This is a genomic window from Marinobacter sp. THAF197a, assembly GCF_009363275.1.
Lineage (GTDB): Bacteria > Pseudomonadota > Gammaproteobacteria > Pseudomonadales > Oleiphilaceae > Marinobacter.
On the sequence record NZ_CP045324.1, the window covers coordinates 1,073,751 to 1,094,919 of the forward strand.

The 21,169-nt window shown below is 57.5% G+C and carries 23 protein-coding genes; 11 read left to right on the forward strand and 12 right to left on the reverse strand.

Annotated elements, in window-relative coordinates:
- The first annotated feature begins 8 nt into the window (after nt 1-8).
- The 3 genes from FIV08_RS04975 to FIV08_RS04985 are packed head-to-tail and all read left to right on the forward strand — an operon-like array spanning nt 9 to nt 1,860.
- The gene (locus FIV08_RS04975) at nt 9-380 is read left to right on the forward strand and encodes a YidH family protein (protein ID WP_058090609.1); all 372 of its coding nucleotides are present in this window, start codon (nt 9-11) and stop codon (nt 378-380) included.
- 37 nt (nt 381-417) lie between these two features.
- A complete protein-coding gene (locus FIV08_RS04980) occupies nt 418-1,272 on the forward strand; it encodes a crotonase/enoyl-CoA hydratase family protein (RefSeq protein WP_152437536.1) in 855 nt (284 codons plus the stop codon).
- Nucleotides 1,273-1,275: 3 nt separating this feature from the next.
- Nucleotides 1,276-1,860, forward strand: coding sequence for a CPBP family intramembrane glutamic endopeptidase (locus tag FIV08_RS04985; protein WP_152437537.1), 585 nt, complete (start codon nt 1,276-1,278; stop codon nt 1,858-1,860).
- Here FIV08_RS04985 and FIV08_RS04990 read toward each other — a convergent pair.
- Complete coding sequence (locus FIV08_RS04990) at nt 1,850-2,749, reverse strand: LysR family transcriptional regulator ArgP (protein WP_072677825.1); 900 nt, start codon at nt 2,747-2,749, stop codon at nt 1,850-1,852. The two genes, FIV08_RS04985 and FIV08_RS04990, sit on opposite strands and share 11 nt — an antisense overlap.
- Before the next feature lie 88 nt (nt 2,750-2,837).
- Here FIV08_RS04990 and FIV08_RS04995 point away from each other — a divergent pair, with 88 nt between their 5' ends.
- From FIV08_RS04995 to FIV08_RS05005, 3 genes are all read left to right on the forward strand, one after another.
- On the forward strand, nt 2,838-3,443 hold the full coding sequence (locus FIV08_RS04995) for a LysE/ArgO family amino acid transporter (RefSeq protein WP_072677824.1): 606 nt from the start codon (nt 2,838-2,840) through the stop codon (nt 3,441-3,443).
- Nucleotides 3,444-3,536: 93 nt separating this feature from the next.
- Entirely contained in the window at nt 3,537-4,019 is a 483-nt protein-coding gene (locus tag FIV08_RS05000; RefSeq protein ID WP_072677823.1) for a DUF4442 domain-containing protein, read from the forward strand.
- Between the two features lie 98 nt (nt 4,020-4,117).
- Nucleotides 4,118-6,409, forward strand: a complete 2,292-nt coding sequence (locus tag FIV08_RS05005; protein WP_152437538.1) for a putative bifunctional diguanylate cyclase/phosphodiesterase — start codon at nt 4,118-4,120, stop codon at nt 6,407-6,409.
- 7 nt (nt 6,410-6,416) lie between these two features.
- On the opposite strand, the gene FIV08_RS05010 is transcribed toward FIV08_RS05005, so the two are convergent.
- The gene (locus FIV08_RS05010) at nt 6,417-7,472 is read right to left on the reverse strand and encodes an alpha/beta hydrolase (protein WP_152437539.1); all 1,056 of its coding nucleotides are present in this window, start codon (nt 7,470-7,472) and stop codon (nt 6,417-6,419) included.
- 85 nt (nt 7,473-7,557) lie between these two features.
- Between FIV08_RS05010 and FIV08_RS05015 the strand changes: the two genes are divergently transcribed.
- The 3 genes from FIV08_RS05015 (at nt 7,558) to FIV08_RS05025 (ending at nt 9,629) form a co-directional block, all read left to right on the forward strand.
- Complete coding sequence (locus FIV08_RS05015; protein WP_152437540.1) at nt 7,558-7,872, forward strand: DUF2007 domain-containing protein; 315 nt, start codon at nt 7,558-7,560, stop codon at nt 7,870-7,872.
- Between the two features lie 92 nt (nt 7,873-7,964).
- Entirely contained in the window at nt 7,965-8,966 is a 1,002-nt protein-coding gene (locus FIV08_RS05020) for a CobW family GTP-binding protein (protein ID WP_072677819.1), read from the forward strand.
- A gap of 3 nt (nt 8,967-8,969) precedes the next feature.
- The gene (locus FIV08_RS05025; RefSeq protein ID WP_072677818.1) at nt 8,970-9,629 is read left to right on the forward strand and encodes a hypothetical protein; all 660 of its coding nucleotides are present in this window, start codon (nt 8,970-8,972) and stop codon (nt 9,627-9,629) included.
- A 33-nt stretch (nt 9,630-9,662) separates the two neighbouring features.
- On the opposite strand, the gene FIV08_RS05030 is transcribed toward FIV08_RS05025, so the two are convergent.
- From FIV08_RS05030 to FIV08_RS05040, 3 genes are all read right to left on the reverse strand, one after another.
- Complete coding sequence (locus tag FIV08_RS05030; RefSeq protein ID WP_152437541.1) at nt 9,663-10,505, reverse strand: DUF6160 family protein; 843 nt, start codon at nt 10,503-10,505, stop codon at nt 9,663-9,665.
- Nucleotides 10,506-10,607: 102 nt separating this feature from the next.
- Nucleotides 10,608-12,422 (reverse strand): choice-of-anchor D domain-containing protein, encoded by a 1,815-nt coding sequence (locus FIV08_RS05035; protein WP_152437542.1) that lies wholly within the window; start codon nt 12,420-12,422, stop codon nt 10,608-10,610.
- A 248-nt stretch (nt 12,423-12,670) separates the two neighbouring features.
- Nucleotides 12,671-13,693, reverse strand: coding sequence for a helix-turn-helix transcriptional regulator (locus FIV08_RS05040; RefSeq protein WP_152437543.1), 1,023 nt, complete (start codon nt 13,691-13,693; stop codon nt 12,671-12,673).
- 194 nt (nt 13,694-13,887) lie between these two features.
- Here FIV08_RS05040 and FIV08_RS05045 point away from each other — a divergent pair, with 194 nt between their 5' ends.
- Nucleotides 13,888-14,547, forward strand: a complete 660-nt coding sequence (locus tag FIV08_RS05045) for a class I SAM-dependent methyltransferase (RefSeq protein ID WP_152437544.1) — start codon at nt 13,888-13,890, stop codon at nt 14,545-14,547.
- Here FIV08_RS05045 and FIV08_RS05050 read toward each other — a convergent pair.
- From FIV08_RS05050 to FIV08_RS05070, 5 genes are all read right to left on the reverse strand, one after another.
- On the reverse strand, nt 14,544-15,605 hold the full coding sequence (locus FIV08_RS05050) for a PA2778 family cysteine peptidase (RefSeq protein ID WP_228715496.1): 1,062 nt from the start codon (nt 15,603-15,605) through the stop codon (nt 14,544-14,546). The genes FIV08_RS05045 and FIV08_RS05050 overlap by 4 nt on opposite strands.
- Nucleotides 15,563-15,964: a PA2779 family protein gene (locus FIV08_RS05055; protein WP_152437545.1), complete on the reverse strand. Its 402-nt coding sequence runs from the start codon at nt 15,962-15,964 to the stop codon at nt 15,563-15,565. Before FIV08_RS05055 ends, FIV08_RS05050 begins: the two co-directional genes overlap by 43 nt.
- Nucleotides 15,965-16,058: 94 nt before the next feature.
- Nucleotides 16,059-17,531 carry a phospholipase D family protein gene (locus FIV08_RS05060; protein WP_228715497.1) on the reverse strand — a complete coding sequence of 491 codons (1,473 nt, stop codon included), beginning with the start codon at nt 17,529-17,531 and terminating at the stop codon, nt 16,059-16,061.
- Between the two features lie 10 nt (nt 17,532-17,541).
- Nucleotides 17,542-18,285: a glutamine amidotransferase gene (locus FIV08_RS05065; protein WP_152437546.1), complete on the reverse strand. Its 744-nt coding sequence runs from the start codon at nt 18,283-18,285 to the stop codon at nt 17,542-17,544.
- Between the two features lie 15 nt (nt 18,286-18,300).
- On the reverse strand, nt 18,301-19,029 hold the full coding sequence (locus tag FIV08_RS05070; RefSeq protein ID WP_152437547.1) for a YebC/PmpR family DNA-binding transcriptional regulator: 729 nt from the start codon (nt 19,027-19,029) through the stop codon (nt 18,301-18,303).
- A 182-nt stretch (nt 19,030-19,211) separates the two neighbouring features.
- Here FIV08_RS05070 and FIV08_RS05075 point away from each other — a divergent pair, with 182 nt between their 5' ends.
- Nucleotides 19,212-19,634, forward strand: a complete 423-nt coding sequence (locus tag FIV08_RS05075; RefSeq protein ID WP_152437548.1) for a tetratricopeptide repeat protein — start codon at nt 19,212-19,214, stop codon at nt 19,632-19,634.
- Nucleotides 19,635-19,643: 9 nt separating this feature from the next.
- On the opposite strand, the gene FIV08_RS05080 is transcribed toward FIV08_RS05075, so the two are convergent.
- Together FIV08_RS05080 and FIV08_RS05085 are read right to left on the reverse strand one after the other, a co-directional pair.
- Nucleotides 19,644-20,444 carry an MBL fold metallo-hydrolase gene (locus FIV08_RS05080; RefSeq protein WP_152437549.1) on the reverse strand — a complete coding sequence of 267 codons (801 nt, stop codon included), beginning with the start codon at nt 20,442-20,444 and terminating at the stop codon, nt 19,644-19,646.
- A gap of 187 nt (nt 20,445-20,631) precedes the next feature.
- Nucleotides 20,632-21,060, reverse strand: a complete 429-nt coding sequence (locus FIV08_RS05085; RefSeq protein ID WP_058091690.1) for an SRPBCC family protein — start codon at nt 21,058-21,060, stop codon at nt 20,632-20,634.
- Nucleotides 21,061-21,169: the final 109 nt, after the last annotated feature.

The following is a 21,169-nucleotide window of genomic DNA, read 5'->3' on the forward strand; positions in this document are numbered from 1 at the left end:
GCCGCACCATGTCCGACCTGAAAGACCCCCGGGTACTGTTCGCCGCAGAGCGCACTCTACTGGCCTGGAACCGCACCAGCCTTGGGCTGACAGCCTTCGGCTTTCTGGTAGAACGGGCGGGTTTGCTGCTGGCGGCATTAGCTCCGGAGACGGGCAACAGCATGAACCTGGTGGCCATGTATTGGTTGGGAATGCTGTTCATTCTGCTGGGTGCCGCAACAGCGTTTTACGCCACCCGCCAGTTTGCAGCGGTGTTGAAAACCCTGAGCCCGGAAGAATTTCCCAATGGCTATAACGCCCGCTGGGGAATGACCATCAACCTGATCGTGGCGTTCCTCAGCCTGGCACTGGCAGCCGCCCTGTTTGTCAGTCAGTACTAACACAATCCAAGAACGACAGAATCAAAGGAGTTACACCTTGTCTGAACTAGCGAACTACGAAAGCTTCGATATCGAAGTAAAAGACCAGATTGCCCACGTGCAGTTCAGCCGCCCGGAAGCCCTGAACACTATGAACAAGGCGTTCTGGCTGGAGCTGCCCCGCTGCGTGCAGGACATCGAAGCCAATACCGATGCCCGAGTGATTGTGATTTCCTCCACCGGCAAACACTTTTCCGCCGGTATGGATCTGGGCGTATTCTCCGATCCCAAATCTGTGCCCATGAGCGGTGATCCGGGCCGGATGGCGGAGAACCTCCGCCGGGTGGTGCTGCAGCTGCAGGATACCCTCACGTCGCTGGAGAGAGTGCGTTTGCCGGTGTTGGCAGCGGTTCATGGCGGCTGCATTGGCGGTGCCCTGGATCTGGTGTGTGCGGCCGACAGCCGTTACTGCACCGCGGATGCCTATTTCACCATCAAGGAAACCGAACTGGGCATGACCGCCGATGTGGGCACCCTGCAACGCCTGCCCAAGCTGATGCCCGAGGGCGTGGTGCGGGAACTGGCCTACACCGGGCGCAAGTTCGGGGCAGAGGAAGCTCACCGCCTTGGTTTCGTGAACACGGTATACGAATCTCAGGAAGCGATGCTGGAAGGTGTCATGGCCATTGCGGCACAGATTGCGGCCAATTCGCCCCTGGCGGTGACCGGTTGCAAGGAAATGATCAACTTCAGCCGCGATCACAGTGTGGAAGACAGCCTCAAGTACATGGCTACCTGGCAGTCTGGCATGTTCCGCCCCACCGATATGATGAAGTCCTTCCAGGCGAAGGCCCAGAAACAGGCGCCTGTCTACGATGACCTGTTCCCGGTCAAGGATCTGTTCTCTAACTGATCCATGCCTGACCGCCGTAGCTCCTCAATCTCAACATCCGCCGCCCTGTTGTTTCAGGGCGGCATTGGTGTGGTTGGCCTTCTGGCCATCTGGCTGTTTGGTATTCCGATACTGTCGGGCGGCCTGAGCCTTGCCGGGGCGGTTTTGTCTGGCGTGATTGGTGCTGCTGTTACCTATCTTTCGTTGCTGTTGCTGACCCAGAACTCCTGGTTGTTCCCCGATGACCTCAGCAGCCAGATGCAAGCGCTCTATGATTTTGTATCCGGTTATCGATGGCCGGTGTTGCTGGCATTGGCTGTGCTCGCTGGCGTCGGTGAAGAACTTCTGTTCCGGGGCGCGATACAGGGCTGGTTACTGCAATACACGGGGCCCTGGACGGCGGTACTGGCGGCCTCGGTGCTGTTCGGCCTGGTGCACTATGTGTCATTCACTTACTTTCTGGTTGCCACTGGCCTGGGCCTGGTGTTGGGGACTGCTTACCAGCTCAGCGGTAGTCTTGAGCTGGTGATGGTGTGGCATGCGGTTTATGACATGTTGGCGATATACTGCCTGCTGAGGTATCCGCACTGGTTTGGTGTCAGGGCCTGACCTGCGTGTGAGGACTTTTCTCAAGTAATCGGTTGTTGGTAAGTGCCTGAGTCAGGCGTTCCAGAGCTTCTCCGCTATGGCGCCAGAAATGCCAGTAGAGTGGCACCTCCAGTGATTGTCCCGGGGCGAGACTGACCAGCTCTCCAGATTTCAGCTCCCGGGTTGCCTGTATCTCCGGGATCATGCCGTATCCCAGGCCCGCGCAGGCGAGCTTCACGAAACCCTCCGATGACGGGCAAAGGTGATGGGGAAAGGCGCCATCGTATCCACATTGCGCAAGAAAACGGTGCTGGAGCAGGTCGTCTGGCCCGAAGACAATTGCCGGGGCTTGTTTCAGGCTTTGAGGATTGATGCCGTCCGGAAAATAACGGCGGGCATAGTCGGGCGTTGCCAGGGCGAGATAATGCATTGTGCCCAGCGCAACGCATCGAGCGCCGGCAAGGGGTTGTGGGCTACTGCAAAGGCAGGCTGCGACATCGCCTTCCCGCATCCGCCGCAGGCCAATATCCTGATCTTCAATCACCAGATCCAGTAACAGTTCGTCATCCCTGCATACGTTGCCGATGACCTCCGCCCACCAGGTCGCCAGGCTGTCCGCGTTCAACGCAATGCGTAATCGGCTGGCTCGCTCGGTCAAAGCTGGCAAAGTTCTGGCCAGGTCTCTTTCCAGTAGTTGTACCTGTTGAACGTGATTGAGCAGCCGCCGGCCGGCGGGGGTTGGCGCGAGCGTGGGACTGCGAACCAGCACCGGTTGGCCCAGTCTGATCTCCAGTGTACGAATGCGCTGGGAAACGGCGGACTGAGTGAGCCCCAGGGTGTCCCCGGCACGTTCAAATCCGCCGCATTCAACCACGGTTGCCAGTGCTTCCAGCAGCTTGTAATCAATCATAAGTAAAATTAATTCACTATTAGCAGGATGAATTTAAAGTATATAGGTTTGCGGTTAGTCTGGCCCCTCAATCTTCGGAGGAACGGGCGTGCTTGAAAGTTATCTGACCGGCTTGCTGGTGTGTGGCGGTATTATTGTCGCAATTGGTGCACAGAATGCCTACGTGCTGAGCCAAGCGATTCGTCGTGAGCATCATTGGTGGTCTGCGGGTGTGTGCATGACGTCCGATATCCTGCTGTTCACCCTCGGCATGTTTGGCGTAACGGCGGCCTTGATGGCCATGCCAGAGGCACTTGAGGTTTTGCGCTGGCTTGGTGTGGTATTCCTGGGCTGGTTGGCGATTCAGGCGTTCGTGCGGGCCGGACGGGGCAGGGCCGCGCTTGAAGCTGGGGCAGAGGCCCGAAGAGGTCTGAAAGGAGTGCTGTTGACTACTCTGGCGGTCACCCTGCTCAACCCTCAGGTTTACCTGGATACCTTATTGTTGATCCCGGCCGTAGGCGCCCAGCAATCCAGTGCGCCCGGCTTTGTTGCGGGGGCAAGCAGCGCCTCGGTGATCTGGTTTGGTGGGCTGGCCTGGCTGGGCTCTTCGCTGGCCCCTGTGCTCTCCCGACCCGGCGCCTGGCGGGTTATCGATGGTGTTATCGGTTTGATGATGCTCGCCATCGCTCTGCAACTGGCGTTCGCTGGTCTGTAAATTTCAAACGATCGTATGAATTCTCGTTGAAACTTGTGTCGGCCTGGAACAACATAGCAGGCTATATATTCACCCGCTTTCTCAGGAATTCCTATGAACGCTGCTGTTCGCCGCTGGTTTGCCAGTGCCGGCGCTATGCGCCGTATGATGAGTACGTTTGCGCCATACCTTGGCGCGGGCGTCAAAGTCACGAAGATTGCTGATGACTTTTCGTCCGCAACCGTCGAAATGCGCCAGCACTGGTACAACACCAATTACGTCGGCACACACTTCGGCGGTTCCCTATACAGCATGGTAGACCCCATGTACATGCTGTTGCTGATGCGGCGTCTGGGCAACGACTATGTAGTCTGGGACAAAGCCGCCAGTATCGACTTTATCCGCCCTGGCAAGGGTCGTGTGCAAGCCCGGTTTGAGCTGACCGACGATCGGCTTGAGGAAATCCGCAACGCCACAGCCAGCGGCGACAAATACTTGCCGGAATGGACAGTGGATATCGTGGATGACAGCGGTGAGATTGTTGCGCGAGTTCACAAAATTCTCTATGTCCGAAAGAAACATCGACCGGTTACCTGATCGGCCGGGGGCGGTGCTCGCGAAGTCTGTTTTTCTGCCTATACTCACGTCAGTAACAGAGGAATAGCTTTAACAACAACCACTCTGGCGGAGTTAATTTGGGAATCTTCAAGCGCAATCTTTGGATGTTGTTCTGGCTGGTTGTTGCTGTTGGTGTGCTTGTCCTGTCGTTTATCCTGACCAGTATCTGGCAATCCACACTGCGTGCCCAGGAAGCTCACCATCAGTCCCGCGTTCAACTGATCAGTCAATCTGCCATCAACGTGTTACGTACCCAGGAGTTGATCCTGGACGTAGCCGCCGCTGAGCTTGTGCGCCAGGATCTTGTCAACGCCACTCCAGAGGTGTTGCCTTTTCTCGACAATATCATGGAGGCCAGCCCGGCGCTCGCAGGTTTCGGTATGGCCTTGCCGGATGGGCAATTGGTGAAAGTGACATCCACTGTGGATGTCAGCCTGATGCCGAACCTGTTGGAGCAGGAGGAATCCCGGGACGGCTTCCAGCGGGCTATGGAGTCTGATCGGTTGGTGGTGGGCCGCACCTACTATTTGCCGGCAGTCGGGGCCTGGATTATTCCCGCCCGCAAAGCCATCAGGGATGCCAACGGCCAAGTGATTGCGGTGATGTCTGCCGGAATCCGCGCCGATGGCGAAAAAGGGGTGTTCGGGAACAATCTGCACACCGGCGCGGACGACTCTGTGATGATCTTCCGGGAGCACGATGGCTATTTGCAGTTTATGTCCAGCGAAGGCGTCACGCCGGATATGTACGCCCACATCCAGCGGACACCGGAACAGCGTGAAGAGGACAGGCAAGGCCTGATAGCGGCCAATGATGCGTCTCTTGAGGAACTGAAAGTAAGCCCGGAACCCAGTATCTATTACAGCCATAGAGACGGTGATACGTTCATTGGTGGCGCCTGGTATTCCCCGGACTATGAACTCTGGATTGTTTCGGAATCCAATATTCGTTCGGTCTGGAGTACCTTTCTGGATCGTGCCCTGGTGTTGTTGGCGGTGTTTGTCGCCCTATTCTTCCTGCTCTTCTATCTCGTGCGCCAGATCGAGCGCGCAGAGAAAAAACGCCGCTCGGCCCTGATGTATCAATCTCGTCATGATGACCTGACGTCGTTACTCAACCGGGTAGGCATGATTGACCAGATCCAGCAGCTTGTGAATCGCGACGAGGGCTTTGGCGTTGTCTTGCTCGACATCGATAATTTTCGAGGTATCAATGATCGGTTCGGGCAGGAACACGGCGACAAGGTACTGAGCGAGTTCGCCCGGTGTTTAGGTGAGCTGACCAGTGAACAATACGGCGCGTCGCGACTTGGCGGTGATGAGTTCGCAGTGATCAGCCGTATCCGTGAGCCTGAAAAGCTGCTGGCGTTCTGTAGCGATCTGCTGCGAGGGCTGGCCCGCCATATGGCCACCGGACCGCTGGGGCTCCAATTGGGCGCCAGTGTGGGGGCTGCTGCGTTTCCTGACCACGGAGATTCATTCAACAGCGTTATTCGAAGTGCCCACCTGGCGCTATACCAGGCCAAGAGGACCCGCAACGATGTGTGCCTGTACCGGAACGAATTTGAGGCAGGCTATTTGCGGCGCGTACACATTGAACAGCGACTTCGTGGGGCCATTCACCAGGGAAGGATATTTATGGCGTACCAGCCGCAGCTGGACGCCTGTGGCCGGGTAGTGGGCGTTGAGGCGCTGGCCCGATGGGATGATGAAGAGCTCGGGTATGTGCCACCCAATGAATTTGTTGAAGTGGCAGAATCCTGTGGCTTGATGGTGGAGCTCGGCAACTACGTGTTGGGCCGGAGTCTCTCAGACTTCCGGACGATTCTTGACCAGGCGCGAATGCCATTGGAGCTGTCGGTGAACATCTCCGCCATGCAGTTTATGCAGTCAGGCTTTGCCGAACTGGTGTTGTCTGAATTGCAAAAGCATGGCGTGCACCCCCATTACCTGACCCTGGAAATCACCGAAACGGTTTTCATGGCAGGTTTTGACCAGGTCATCCCCGTGCTGGAACACCTTCGGCGCGAAGGCATCAGTTTGTCCATGGACGATTTCGGTACCGGTTATTCGTCCCTGAGCCTGTTGCGCAAGCTGCCGATTGATGAACTGAAAATCGACAAGAGCTTTGTGGATAACATCATTGATGACGAGCCCGCCCGAAATATGGTCGAGAGCATCATTGCCATTGGCAAGAATCATCGCATGCGGCTGGTTGCCGAGGGGGTGGAAGAGCAAGCCCAGTTTTCAACGCTGGTAGCGATGGGGTGCGGCCGCTTCCAGGGTTACCTGTTCAGCCGTCCGGTGCCGGCGAGCAACGTGGCTTCCGTGGTCCGTCAGTGCAATGACAAGGCTATGCCCTCCGTCTGAGCCAACCTCAGGCGTGTTGTTTCTCCACCTGGCTCAGAAACTCCCCGATGTCTTCAAAGGCTTGTTCCGCTTCCGGCAACAGGGGGGAGAAGATGTGCCATACATGGACCATGTTCTGCCATGTGTGAAGTTGTACCGGTGAGCCTTCGGCCCGGGCTTTGGCGGCATATCGGGTGGCGTTGTCCAGCAGCATCTCCGTGCTGCTGGCGTGAATCAGCGTGGGCGGCAAGTCGTTAAGGTTTCCGCGCAGGGGCGACGCCACGGGATTGGTGGGGGAAATTCGAAACGCCGCCAGGGTACCCCACCAGAGTACCGGTAGCGGAATCTTCGACAAGCCCCCGAAAACCGGCCCAAGTAAGGGATCGGTACGGATATTTTCCCGGTTGCTGGGGGCGGTCAGGGTGAGGTCGGTGGACGGTGACAGGGCAATAGCGGCATCGGCCTGGCGCACCCCGTTATCCCGAATCCAGGCCAGCAGAGACAGGGTATGGCTACCGCCGGCAGAATCGCCCGCTACTACCATGAACGCCGCCTTCTCTTCGCCAGCCGGGCCGTGGTTCAGCAGCCAGGTATAGGCCTGGCGGCAGTCGCGAATGCCGTCCATAAAACGGTGTTCCGGCATCAATCGGTAATCCAACGCAAACACCGCCGCATTGGCCAGTTGCGAGAACCGGTCGGTAATGGCGCGATGACTGCGGGGGCTTCCTGCGGCCCAGGCGCCACCGTGAATGTAGAGCACCCGGCGGCGGGTATCGGCACCGGGTGCAATCACCCATTCGCCCCGGGGGTGCTCGCTATGGCGAATCTCGGATTTAACCTCCACACCTTCACCGAGACTGTCCAGATGGTTCCTGAGTGCAATCAGGCGGGCTTTGCCCTTCAGGCCCCGGGACGCTCGCCCCATGTCTTTGATGCGTTCCATCACCTCGTCGTGGGCGGGGTTCGGAGCCACTTCCCGCACCGCCCAGTCACCGCCATCGTAATGGGAAAGGTCATGCACCCGGAACAGCAAGAAGGTTGAGAGAACGATGAGCGCAACGACAGCGAGCAGAATCCAGAGCATGGGTTTTCCTTTTGGGGCCCTGTGAAAAGGGAACTATGCTGAAACTATATTCGTACCATGGCCAAGCATACAGAGGAAAGTCATCTTGCAAATAGCCTATCGGGCCCGGGATATCACCGAGGCACACATTGTTGCCGGCATGTTGGAGGCCAATGGCATCGACGCCTATGTGGGTGGGCACTACCTGCAGGGTGCGATGGGGGAAATTGGTGCTGCCGGGTTCAGCAATGTTCATGTGGACGATGATGATGTTTACCGAGCCAGAGTTCTGATTGATGAGTACGAATCCGACCGGGCGGTAGCTGCCTCGCAACGCGATGAGCAGGACAAGCCGGATCATTATGCTCGCTGGTTTATTGTTGCAATCGTTGCTTTGGTCTGGTTTCTGTGGCGATTTTGAACTGATCGGATGGTTTGGCGTCTGTTGTTGCGCCCGCACTGGTACTGGGTGCCTCATTTTTGTTATGTTGTAACACTTTTGAGGCCGCACTCATGTCTGATCCCGTCCGTCCTGTTCCTACCAATCTGATCCTTGGTTTTCTTGGTGTAGGCAAAACCACCGCCATCCTTGATTTGCTCCGTCAGAAGCCGGAAGGCGAGGTTTGGGCGGTTCTGGTGAACGAGTTTGGTGAGGTTGGGATCGACGGCGCCATCCTGGAGACCGAGGGAGCCGTGGTAAGGGAAATTCCCGGCGGCTGCATGTGTTGTGTTGCCGGCCTGCCCATGCAGATTGGCCTAAACCAGCTGATTGCCCGGGCCAAGCCCGACCGGCTGTTGATCGAACCCACCGGTCTTGGCCATCCCTCCCAGATTCTGGATACCCTGACGGGCGAGTATTATCAGGACGTCTTGAAACTGGGCCCGGTGATTACCCTGGTTGACCCCCGTAAACTGGAAGACCCGAGGGTGCTGGACAACGTTCAGTTCCGGGACCAGGTGGCGGCGGCGGATATATTGGTCGCGAACAAGACGGACTTGTGCACAGACAACCAGGTGCACGCATTTGATCAATGGGCGGCCCGACTTGCACCGGAAGGCCGTCCGGTGTATCACACCAACCATGGCCACCTTTCGGTTGGCTGGCTTGATGGCACGGCCGCGTTACCCGAGGTGTCTGAGCCCCATGCGCACCATCACCACCATGGCAAGATCGTGGATACCCCGCCACCGTCAGTTGATGAGAGCCCATGGCAATTGGTCACTAACCGGGGGCAAGGGCACAATAGTATAGGCTGGCGGATTCATCCGGAGTTGATGCTGGAGGAAAATGCGATACTGGCGATGGCCATGGATGACCGGCTGCTGCGCTTCAAGGCCGTTGTTCATACCCGGGATGGCTGGCGTGTTGTGAACGTTGTGGACGGCGCGGTTACTATCCTGCCCGGCGAGCCCAGGGAGCTTTCCCGGGTGGAATTGATTTCAGCCGAGGCACTGGATGCCTCGGAAATGGACCAGCTGCTGCGGGCCGCAGCAGGGCTGACCGACCAGGATTAAGGTATGAGAATTCGGATTACGCACCAGAGAATCACCCTGTTTCTGCAATCCATTCTGTTGCTTGAGGCGGTGCTTGCGATCTGGGGGCAGCGCTGGTTTACCGCTTTCCTGACCAGCATGATCATTGTGATCACGCTGTTTCCGATACTGTTTGAGCGGCGGTTCCGGATTCACATTCCCCCGGAACTGCAGTTGGCGGCCATCGGGTTCGTGTTCGCGTCACTGTTTCTCGGAGAGATTCACGACTACTACAACCGGTTTTGGTGGTGGGACATGGCGCTGCATACCATGTCTGGCTTCCTGCTGGGGATACTCGGTTTCTTGCTGGTTCACATCATGAACGAGACCGAAAAGATCCATGTTCACATGAAGCCCGGGTTTGTAGCGTTCTTTGCCTTTATGTTCGCGCTGGGCGTTGGCGCCCTATGGGAGATTTTCGAATTTACCATGGACAGCCTGTTTGGCATGAACATGCAGAAGCCGATGCTGGGCGATCCCTCGGGGCTGACCGATACCATGTGGGATCTGATCGTTGACGCGCTGGGCGCGCTGATTATTTCGATCCTTGGCTGGCGATACCTGAAGAACCCTGAGCGGAACTCGTTCCTGGAGCGCTGGATTGATTCGTTTATCGAGCGTAATCCACGCTTTTTCAGGAAGTGAGTGAAAGCCCGGCAAGCGCCGGGCTTTTCGGTTTTAATGGCCGTAGATGCGCATGGTGGTGTCTTGAACCACCAGGTTGTCCATCATCACCGAGCCGATAGAGGTGCCGCCCACCAGCACCTGGTCAATCGACATATCTGCCGCGAAGGTGTTCAGATCGATGGCCAGGGCGTCGCCGGCACCACCCAGGCGGGTACCCTTGTACACGTCCAGATCAATGGTGGCGCCAAGAGTCAGAACGCCCGGGTTCGCCGCTGAGCCATCGAGCCGGGTGCCCATGTAGTCAGCGCCGGTCATCTTCAGACCACGGATGCCCAGGGCCAGGAAGTCGAAATCAACGTTCAGCTCGGAGATGCCCACCTGGGTGTTCAGGTTAAGGGTATCGGTGGCGGTATCAACGCGGATGCCGACTTTGGTGAAAGCGCCAACCATGTTGAAGTTGCTGGCCAGCAAGGTCGAATCGGTATGGCCCTCCAGCGTCCAGTCACCGGTGCTGATACCGAAATCGATCGGCGCCGCAGTGATCGGGAAGATGTCGATCAGTGCGTCACCGTCATCCGCGATGTCGATGTCGATCTTGATGTTGTCGATCAGATCACTGGTCTGACCGAACAGGGCGTCGCGGAAATCGGTGATTTCCTCGAACAGATCTGTACGGTTGGCACCACCAATCTTGATGTCTTTGATGGACAGTGAGCCTTCATCGGTATACCGGAATTCGCCGATGTCCACCCGGGTTTCCAGCTCAATGGTGACACCGGCCTGACCGGTGATGTTGCCCATACGGGCGTCGTCAAGAGGCTTGAGGTCGGCTTGTGCGGCAAACGGCAAGCCCGCCATGGCCAGCACTAACGCAGTTTTTTTCAGGCTTTTCATTGTATTGTTCCTTTTTGGTTTTGTTATTCGACGTTTCCAACGACGTAGCCACAGCCGGCTATCGCCAGCTGTGGCTGTGTTATCCGGCAAAGCCGGACTTCCTTACAGTTCCGGGGTCAACTCCAGTTCAATGGTGTTGCCGGAACCGGTGAGGAACTGGTTGAGAAGGCTGGTTAGCAGTCCGCAGTTCTCAAGCGCCGGCAGGTCGTAGACGCCGCTGACGGTGCCACCGGTAGCCGGAGAGAAGTTGGAGCCTTCAACCGAAGCGAGGTCGATGCTGACGGGCTCGCGAGTCTGACACTCGGAACCGCCACCAACCCGAAGCGGCAGGCCGAGGATCTTGATCGCCACCTTGGGCACTTTCACGTACAGCTGTGAGTTGGCGGTGAGCTTGCCGTTGATCAGCGTGCCGGTAGTGACGTCTGCCTGTTCAAATTCAACATTGGCTGAGGCATTCAGCCTGCTGAAAAGCAGTTTGATAGAGAAGTTGCCATACGTTGGCTCCAGTTCCAGATCGGCTTCGAAGGTGCCCGCCGCCAGATCCAGCAGGGTGGCAATGGAACCGTTCAGGGGCAGGGTGCCGCCTGAGGACTTGATGAAGGTGGAGCCTTCCAGGCCGAGCAGCAGCTCAAGTTCGGAACCGGTTTGCTCAAAGGCTTCGGCGGAGACGGGAACGCTGACTTCCGGTGTCTCGGGGTCGTCTGAACGGATCACCAGGTTGGCGTTGCTCATACCCACCACGTTGGCGGTATAGCTCAATTCAACGGTACAGCTTGCGTTGGCGGCAATGGTTGTACAGTTGTTGGTTTGACCAAAGTCTGCAGCGCCGGCGCCTTCAAGTGCAATGCTGTCAATCAGCAGGGTTTCATTACCGCTGTTGCTGATGGTCACTTCAGCTGATGCGCTCTGGCCCAGCTGGATTCGGCCCAGATCAACAGCGTCGGGATTAACGCCGATTTCCGGTGTCGGAGCCAGTACGCCACGGCCGGTCAGTGCCACATCAACCGCAGGGTTGTCGGCATCGGTTGACTCGATAGTGAGGGTTGCATTGCGAGTGCCTTCGGTGCTTGGGGCGAAGGTCACGTTCACGTCACAGGACTCACTCGGAGCCAGGCTTGCGCAGTTGTTGGCCTGCAGGAATGCGTCGGCGTCGGTGCCGCTGATGGTAACGTTGTTGATGCCCAGCGCAGCATTGCCCGTGTTGGTAACGGTGACGGTTTGTTCAGCAGTCAAACCGGCCTGCACGTTTCCGAAGGCCAGGTCTTCCCGGTTCACGCCAATACGTGGAGTTTCGGACACCTCACCGCTAACCAGAATGGTTTGCAGCAGGTTGTCCTGATCCGGGAGTTGCACACAATCGGTGAGGATTTCGCCAATGGGCGCTGGCGCAATAGCGCCATTCGGGGTGCGGGCTGTCAGGTCAAGGGTCAGCCCGCCAACGCGAATCTCAGCCTCGCCGATATCGTCTTCGGTAAAGAGTACTTCAGGCGCCAGGCCAGAGGCTGGAACATCGAATTCGCCGCTTACGTTAGGAATGAATGTGGGCGGAATCGTCAGTTCGACAATCTGGTCCAGACTGCGATTGGCGGTTACCACGGTGTTGAAGCTGGTTGCGATGCCTTCGACCGTTTCCGAGCCAACCAGCTTGAGCCCGGTGCGGGCGTCGTCGTTCACCACGGTAATGGCGGTGACTTCAAACTGCGGGGTGGGCTCACCAACGTTGGCCACTGTGGGAATGTCTGCGCTGATCTGGGCGCGGATGGGTTGGGTTCCGATCAGGGGGAACGGGCATTCGAACGCCAGTTCAATGGATACCGGCTCTGCGGCTACGTTGCTGGCACCACCGGCCATCAAAGCCGCTGCCGCAACGGCCGGGCCGAGCTTGCGGACACTCGTATTGAGGTTCCTGAGTTTCATGAGTTCGTCCTCTGTCTATCTGTAGTTGTTGTAGTTGGGTTGCAGACAACACCGATGACGGACAGCTCAATCGGACTTGCAAAGATCCCTTTGCCACGCGTGCAGGGCACGCATGAGTGCAGGGTTATTTAACGGTCTTGGGGTGGCGCGGGTCATTGCTTGCCCCGGCAGGGTTTTTGTCCAAAACGGAGAAGAGGGGAGGGATTGCCTAAAGCGTGAACAGCATCAACCTAATAGCTGAACCGTGTTCACTTTTTTTTGCGGGCCTTGCGACGAACGTCGCCGGGCGTATTGCCGGTCCATGACCGATAGGCTTTGGTGAAGCCGGCTTGATCACTGAAGCCCAGTTTTTCAGCAATGGATTCCAGAGGCACATTGGTGTCTTTCAGGTACAGCGTGGCAAAGCTTTCCCGGATGTCGTTTCTCAGTTGGCGAAACGAGGTGCCTGCGCTGGCGAGATGTTGCCTGAGTGTTCTGGGGCTGATGTCCAGGCGCCGGGCAATGTTCTCTGTGGTGCAGGGGCGGCCTGGCTGGCTCATGATCAGTTCCCGTACCTGCATGACCGTTTCGTCGGCCTCCAGGGTTTGCTGTTTGCGGTCGTGGCGGGTGCGGGCCACCAGGAATTCCAGGCTGGCGTCGTCTTTTCGGATTGGTAGTCCGTTAAGCGGCATGGTGACCTGGCTTACGTTGGCGTTGAATTCAAACTCGCAGCCAGGCGCCAGCCGTTTCCAGTCCTCTTCGGGGATGGCGGTGGGGAAGTCGAACTGGAAGCTGAAATGGCTGCACACCTGGCTGGAGACCCGATGGATGCTGCCCATGTAAATTTTGGTCAGGCATGGACGAAGGTTTCCAAGCCCCCAGGTATCCATCAGCCGGATTCGGAAGGTGGAACCCGTGGAGGCCAGTTCCATATCCATCAACGGCAGCCCCACCCGGAGATACTGTACGATCATGCTGATCAACCGCCGCGGATTCTCCTGGCCGAGCACTGCAAACCCCAGCAGTCCATGGCTTGGGAGATCCAGTTGCTGGCCGAATTCGAAGGCGGCTCGTTCATCGGTCATTAACCAGTCTGCTTTGCTGAGCACCGCCAGAACCTGGTTCATCGACAGGCTGGCCTCCGGGCTTTGGAGCATGTCCTCAGTAACGCCGGTGGTTTCAAGAATGGTGTGGCGCTTCACCCCCCGGCTCTCCATAAAACGGATGAACCGGTACGCATAGCGGGCCGAAATAATTGGCACTTCCAGGGCAAGACTGTTCAACGTGTCCATGTTTTTGTCTCTGGGCCGGTTTACTCTCGGCGTTTCGTCATAAGCCATACAGTTGTTATTATTCATGCCTTTTACAGGCTGCTTCAGGCGCCAGTATAGGCACCGTAGAGGAGCGACTTTCCGGCAGCCGGTCACAAACTGGTTTCATGGCCGGATATGACAATGAAACTTTCGACAGGTTGGGAATTGCCAAAATGCTAGATGGTGAGGAAGGCCAGCCCCTGTGCCCGGTGTGTGAGTCCGGCACTTTGCAGCCGTTTCGCACGGTGATGGAGAAACGCTACCTGCGCTGCGGGCAATGCCTGGCAACAGTGATGGCCCCTGAGTGTCGCCTGACGGCGGAGGAAGAACGGGCCATATATGCGCTGCACAACAATGAACCCGGGGATGCCGGCTATCGCCGGTTTCTGTCGAAGCTGTCAGAGCCTCTGTTGGCGAGGCTGGTTGATGGGGCAAAGGGGCTGGATTTCGGCTGCGGCCCGGGGCCTGCGCTTGCGGACATGATGCGGGAGGCGGGTTTTGACATGGCGCTGTACGATCCGTTCTTCCACCCTGCCACGTCGGCCCTTGAGCAGCAGTACGATTTCATCACCTGTACCGAGGTGGTAGAGCACTTGTACCGCCCCGCTGAGGTGTTCAGGCAACTGGATTCGTTGCTCAAGCCGGGGGGCTGGCTGGGTATTATGACGTGCTTCCAGACCGACGATGATCGGTTTGATCAATGGCACTATCGGCGCGATCCGACGCACGTGGTGTTTTACCGGGAACAGACGTTCGCCTGGCTGGCGGGCCACTACGGTTGGCAGTATGAAGTGCCCCGTAAGGACGTGGTGCTGATTCGCAAGCCGGGCTAGCGCTCTATCGTGTCAGCGGGGCAGTCCGGTATCGACGGGCACGAGCTTCGGCTGCCTCCGGTTGTGCCCTTTGGCAGCTCCGGTGCCTGGCCAAAACGTTCCGGGTTCAGGCTGGCCGCACAGGCCAGAGCCTTGCTGGCCTGCTCCGGGCAAGACTGGGCGCTCAGGGCGTAAGCGAGGTTATTCCAACTCTCCGAGAAGCCGGGAAAGCGGTTAACGGCGCGCAGGAAGTGTGATGCCGCGCCCTCGGCATTGTCCTGGTCGTATGCCAGGTTACCCTGGGCCATGATCGGTGCGGGTTGGTCTGGCCACTGCTGTTCGGCGGCCTGGTAGGCTTGTTGAGCGGCCCGGGTGTGCCCGGTGCTTTCCAGATCGTGGGCCGCTCGCAGGTAGGGCAGGGTTTCCGCGGTTGCTGGCAGTGTGTCTGGCGGCAGAACGACCACCGCCCAACGGTCGGCCCGGTTCCAGGTGGCGTGAAACACCTTGTAGGGCATCCGGTAATGGCGCCGGGTGTCTGTATTCAGAATCAGGACTTCCTCTTCACTGTCGTAGCCCACCACTACCGCAAAGTGCCATTGTGGCCACCAGTTGAACCTCAGGTTCTGCATGATCAGAACGGGGTTGCCTGCATTCACCTCGCCAAGCACTGCCTCAAGGTTGGGCTTCAGTGGATACACCACCATGTCGTGGGAGCGGGCGCCGGCGACCATTTCAACTTGCAGTGACCCCTGACGGCCGGGCAGGTAAACCAGTTCTTTCAGGATCTCCGGGTCCGTTGCCAGGCCCTGGGTGTTCAGCATGGTTGCCAGTGAGGCCGGCCCACACTGGAACTTTTCCTGAGGGTAAAAAGGCACATGGTCCAGCAATGCCTGGCCCGGTATCGTGCTGTCCGGTTGCGCAGGGGCGGCAGACTCTGGCCAGGGCGGTGTGCTGGCACAGCCTGCCAGCAGGATCAGACCCAGAAGGGCTGCGAACCTGCCGGCAAGGCTGGGCTTGTTGATGGGGGCGGAGGGTGTCAACGAATGCAATTGACGAAGGAGAACAGGTTCGTGGCACACAGCATGTCGGTGATGATGAATACCAGAAGGAACAGCACGATAACGCCAACAACGCCTTCCCCGGCGGGGGCCTCAGCCAGCTGTTGTTCAAAGTCTGCCAGCTCGGCCGGTGTCAGGTTCTGGATACGTTCGGCAACCTGAGCTTCGCTGACGCCCATCTGCGCCAGTTTGTCCTTCACGTTCTGGTCATCGAGCATGTCCAGCAGTTGCTGGCGGTCAAGGTCGGTCTGTTGCTGCTGAATCATCTCGCCCGTGCCCACCATGCCGGCATGGGCCGAGACGGAGAAGGTGGTTGCGAACGACATCAAGATGACCATGATCAGGGAAAGCTGCTTCATGTGACGTCTCAGGCTGTTCATATCAGACTCCTTGATTCTTGGGTTATCTGAAAAACCTTAGATGGGAATGTGTACTGATTCAACATACAAAACGTTCACGCTTGCACGCTAAACCTCAGAATGTAGAGAGCCCCGTGGCTTCCATAACCCTGTATTGCCAGTACTTCAGACTGGAGTGATCAGCCCAGGCTGAATAGGGAAGGCTCAGGGTCTGTTCGTTGTCCGGGCCGTGTGTCCAGTAGTCGTTAAAGAAGGCATTGGCTTTTTGCGCGACAGGGGCACCCTGATGCACGGCCAGCCACACGTTGGATTCAAGATTCAGGTCATCCAGATTACGGCGGGTAAAGTTGGCGGAGCCCAGCAGCAGTTCGATTTGCTCATTCTGCCCCCGGTAGATGACAAGTTTGCTGTGGCATTGCTCGCCCTTGGTGTTGCACCAGCGTACCGGAATGCCGGCTTGATGCAGTTCAAGGGCAACCGGCCGATTGGGAATGCCGTTTTTCTCGTGGCCAAAGGCATCCTTGTTGGCGTCCAGCAGCAGGCGAATCTCGACGCCCCTGCGCTGTGCCTCCAGCAGTCCATTGATGATCGGGCGGTGCGACAGATAGAACATGGCCATGTCTAGCTGCTCGCCTTGCTGGCTCCGATTGATCATATCCAGAGCGGCGTCCCGGATAGCGGACTCGGTAAGAAGCCGGATGGTGCCCTTTGAATGGTCGGGCAGCTGGCTACCTTGAGTCATCCGTGCCAGCCAGCGCTCGAGTGTGCTGGTATCGGCACCAGACATCCGGATAACCGCCTGTTCGCTTCGGATGACATCCACAACCGCAGGGCCACTGAAGGCCAGCCCGATATTGCTATGCCGGCTGCTGCCGTTGTGGGGGTTTGCGGAGGTGACAACCGCCCGGAACCGGTCGCCTTCGTCGGTCACCAGCAGCTTTCGGTGATTGGCTTTGAAATTCGGTAGCGCCAGGTAGCTTCGGATGGTGGCGGGTTGGTTGCCCAGGGCATTGGGCAGCCAGCCACCATCCGGGTTGTTGCCCAGCCACCGGCAACACAATCGCCATAGGGATGACCAGGCCGGGTTGCTGTCGCGCAGCGGTTCCAGATCAGTGACAACGACCTCAATGCCAGCGGCAGACAGTGCTTCAAAGTGAGGTGAGTGGGTGCCCCCGTAAAAGGTGTTCAAGGGGTCTGAAATCAGAACAATATCCATGCCTGGTTGAGCATTCTTACGCTCAAGCAAAGCCTGGGTGAGCTGTTCGGCCAGGGGGCGAACGTGGATGTCCTCGGGGCCGGTACTGTTGAACAGGAACATGTCCAGCAAGATAAAGGTTTCCGCCTGTTCGATCAGCCGGAAGATCTCATCGAATATCTCATGATCCAGTGTTGACTGCCCGTCACTGAAATGGCGGGTGGTGTCTGTCAGCAGTTCAGCGTCTTCCAGCGGTGCGGCATCGCCTTGGTAGCGAATGCCGGGCGGCAGGGTTTTGAAGGAATGCCATAGGCCAAGGCCGATCAGGCTGAGCAGGACAACGCCGACAATGAACTTGAGGATCATGGTGGGTTCGTTCCATCGAATGGGCATGGGTGCGGGTTCAGTGCTGCTGTTTCATCACCCAGTCGGCGAAAAGCCGGAGCAATTGGCTGGCCTCGGGTGCTGGCTGAACGGAACTCAGCAAGGCGTTTGCGTCCAGGCCTTCGGTCTCAAGATCAGGGTACTGGACTTCCAGATAGGCTTTCATAATCTGTTCGTCGAATTCCGGATGAAACTGAACGCCCCAGGCATTCTTGCCAACCCGGAAGGCCTGATGGGGTTCAAAGGTGGAGCGGCCCAAAAGCACAGCGCCCGGTGGCAGTTCTATTACCGACTGTTTGTGGGTCAGCTGGGCCGGGAACTGTTTCGGCAGCTGGCTGAACAGTGGGTCGTCCTGGGCGCTGTCAAACAGGGTTACCGCCTGGGTGCCGGTCTCCCGGCCGTCTGGGTGATAATCCACTTTGCCGCCAAGCGCGTGGGCCAATAATTGATGCCCATAGCATACGCCCAGAAGCGGAACGCCCGCTTCAACCGCTTGCCGAACCCACGCTGCCGTCGTTTCACTCCAGGCCGCACGCTCGCTCACCATCGCCGGTGAACCGGTAATGACGATCCCGTTCCAGTCGCCAGGTTGCCCAGGCGGCGGTGCTTGAGTGACGTCTGCAATCGTGAGTTCTAATTGGCTGGAAAGCGCCCGCGAAAACCAGGCATCAAAGTCCCCGAACTGATCCCTGATCTGCGGGTAGGTAGACCCGGTTTTCAGGATCACCACGCGGGCTTTGTGGGGTGCTTCTGTTCCAGCCATAGTCAGCTCCAACTCTTATGACTCTTCCGGGACTTCCGCGTTGTGGAACACGTTCTGAACGTCGTCCAGATCATTCAGCATGTCGAGGAACTTCTCGAACATCGGAATATCGTCGCCCTGCACCACGGTGGTGGTTTTCGGCAGGAACTGGATTTCATCAACATCAAACTCGATGCCTTCAAACGCCGATTCCAGGGCCTGTTTGGCTTTGGCGTATTCGGTGTTGGGGGCAAAGACAGTGATCTTGCCATCTTCGTTTTCGATGTCGGTTACATCGACATCGGCTTCCATCAGTGCTTCCAGAACGGCCTCTTCATCCTGGCCGGAAAAGGCAAAAATGGCGCAATGGTCAAACATGTGTGCCACCACACCGGGCGTGCCGATCTTGCACTTGGTTTTCGTGAAGGCCAGGCGTACATCACCGAAGGTGCGGTTGGGGTTGTCGGTCAGGCAGTCGACAATCACCATGCAGTTGCCGGGGCCGTAACCCTCGTAACGAGCCGGGGAGTAATCTTCGCCCGCGCCACCCTTGGCTTTATCAATGGCTTTTTCAATCACGTGTGCGGGAACCTGGTCTTTCTTTGCCCGCTCAATGAGTCCGCGAAGCGACAGGTTGGCCTGGGGATCTGTGCCGCCAGACTTGGCGCTCATGTAGATTTCCCGGCCGTACTTGCTGTAGACCTTGGTTTTTGCCGCGGCCGTCTTGGCCATGGATTCTTTGCGGTTCTGGTAGGCTCTGCCCATCTGTGGTGCCTCTCGTGCTCTCGGTAAAAGGACGGATTTTACTCAACTAGCGGCCTGGGTGACAGCCTATTTTGCCGGCTGGTGGTTCGAAGGTACCAGTTGAATGGTGCTTTGGTAGCGGCGACGTGTTGGGCACCGGCTGTTAGCGTGTCATGGTGTATCAGTCTCGGTGGAGTTTCGCTATGAACGTTGTCCGACCAACTGTTTTACTGGTCATTGCCATGGCCTTGGCACCCGTTACGGGGATCAGTGCCCAGGAAAATGATGAACAAACCCGCATAGCCCGGGATATGGTCAAGGCGTTGCAGGCCTATGCTGTCTACAAAATGGGGCAATATGACGAGGCGTTTGACCGTTACTGCGAGCTGGCTGAGCGGGGCAACAGCCAGGGCATGCTGAACGTGGCCAACATGTACGCCGCAGGGCTGGGGACCGATAAAGATCCCGAAAAGGCCTTTGAATGGTATCTGAGGTCCGCCACGGCAGGGGACGTGATCGGCATGGAGGAAGTGGCTAATGCCTACCGGAAGGGGTTGGGCGTGCCACAGGATGAGCGCCTTGCTGACGAGTGGCTGGCACGAGCACAGGCTGCGCGCCAGCTATAATCTTCTGTATCAGACGTACTCTACCGGCTGTCGGTAGTTATCCTGTGATACCAGATCAATCCCGCAGTCCATCTCGCTGACCCAGTTCAGGAAGCGGTCAACCATCGCCGGGCCCTCGAAGCGCTTGCCGTGCTGGGGCACGATCATGGCCACATCCATGCCGCGAACCATATTGGCCCAAAGGCCGCACACCTTCTTGGATGCGATATAGCGCCGATGGAAGCCGATCATGTTGGGGATGTGCTTGTCGAAATCCTTGACCGGCTCGTGGTCATCTTCACCGCCCATGGAGGCACCAAGATCGCCTGAGAACAGGATCTTGGAGACCGGATCATAGAACTGCAGGTTGCCCACGGAGTGCATGAAGTGCGCAGGCAGGCACTGAAGGTAGCTGTCACCGAACCGGACGTTAGCGCCACCGTCGGGAATGCTGACGATGCGGTCGTAAACGCTGCCGCTGAGCTGATTGGTGACATAACTGGACACCAGGTGTGGCAGGAACCTGGCCCACAGTTTGGAGGTTACAATCTTGGCGCGGGTGTGAACAATCCAGCGATCGATGGCGCCGATGATGTCTGGGTCCTGGTGAGACGCAAAAACATAATCCATGTCGCGGATGTTCATATACTTCGAGGCGGCTACGGACAGTGGTGTGTAAGTGAGGTCTCCACCGGGATCAATCAGGGCTTCATGTTTGCCATCGACAACCAGGAACTGGTTCGACTGGACGCCTTCGCCAGTCACCAGTGAATCAAACATCAGGCACTTGTGGTGTCCGTTGTCGAAAAGCACAATCGGTTCAGCCGCCATTTCGCTCTCCCGCAGAGGATTGGTTGTGCCATCAGGAAGCCCGCTAGGCCCCTGATGGCCGGATATTGCAAGTTGCGCGGGAGGTTACAGAATTGACAAATGTGAAGTGTTGCCTCAGGTCAATTATCTGATATTCATCAAGTAACGGTTTGTCACGCCGGCTGCCCGGGCCGGGGCTCTTATGGCATCAGGCCAGCTTGGGGACCCGCTTGATTCCTCGGCGCAGGCCCTGCTCCAGAGCGACGCTGACCACTTTCCCGGAAAACGGCACTATGTCTTCAAAGGTGATGGTGTAGTTCAGCTGGGTTTGGCCATCCGGAGTCTCCGAAAAGCGAATCCTGCCCAGATGGTTCTTGATCGGGCTCATGCTGGTGATGGCGTACTCAATCAGCGTATCGGGCTCGAAGTTCAGTACGGTTTCCTCCAGAGAGAGGGGGCCGATGCCGATCTTACGCACAGAGCCAAGGCCGTTCGGGTCTGCCTGGTCACTGTCTTTGATCCGTTTGACCGGTGCGCCGAGCATTTTTCCGAAACGCTGGTGGTCTGCAAACAGGGCGAATACCTTTTTGCGAGGGACATTAAAAGTCTCATTGATTTCAATGGTGTACATAGCCATGGTTGCTCTCTTGTTGTAGGCATTGGGACAAGAGTAACCGTTCACAGAGTTCAACAAAAGTCGCAGATGCGGGCAGATGCAAGGTTGGCCTTACAATCCACACTGGTTA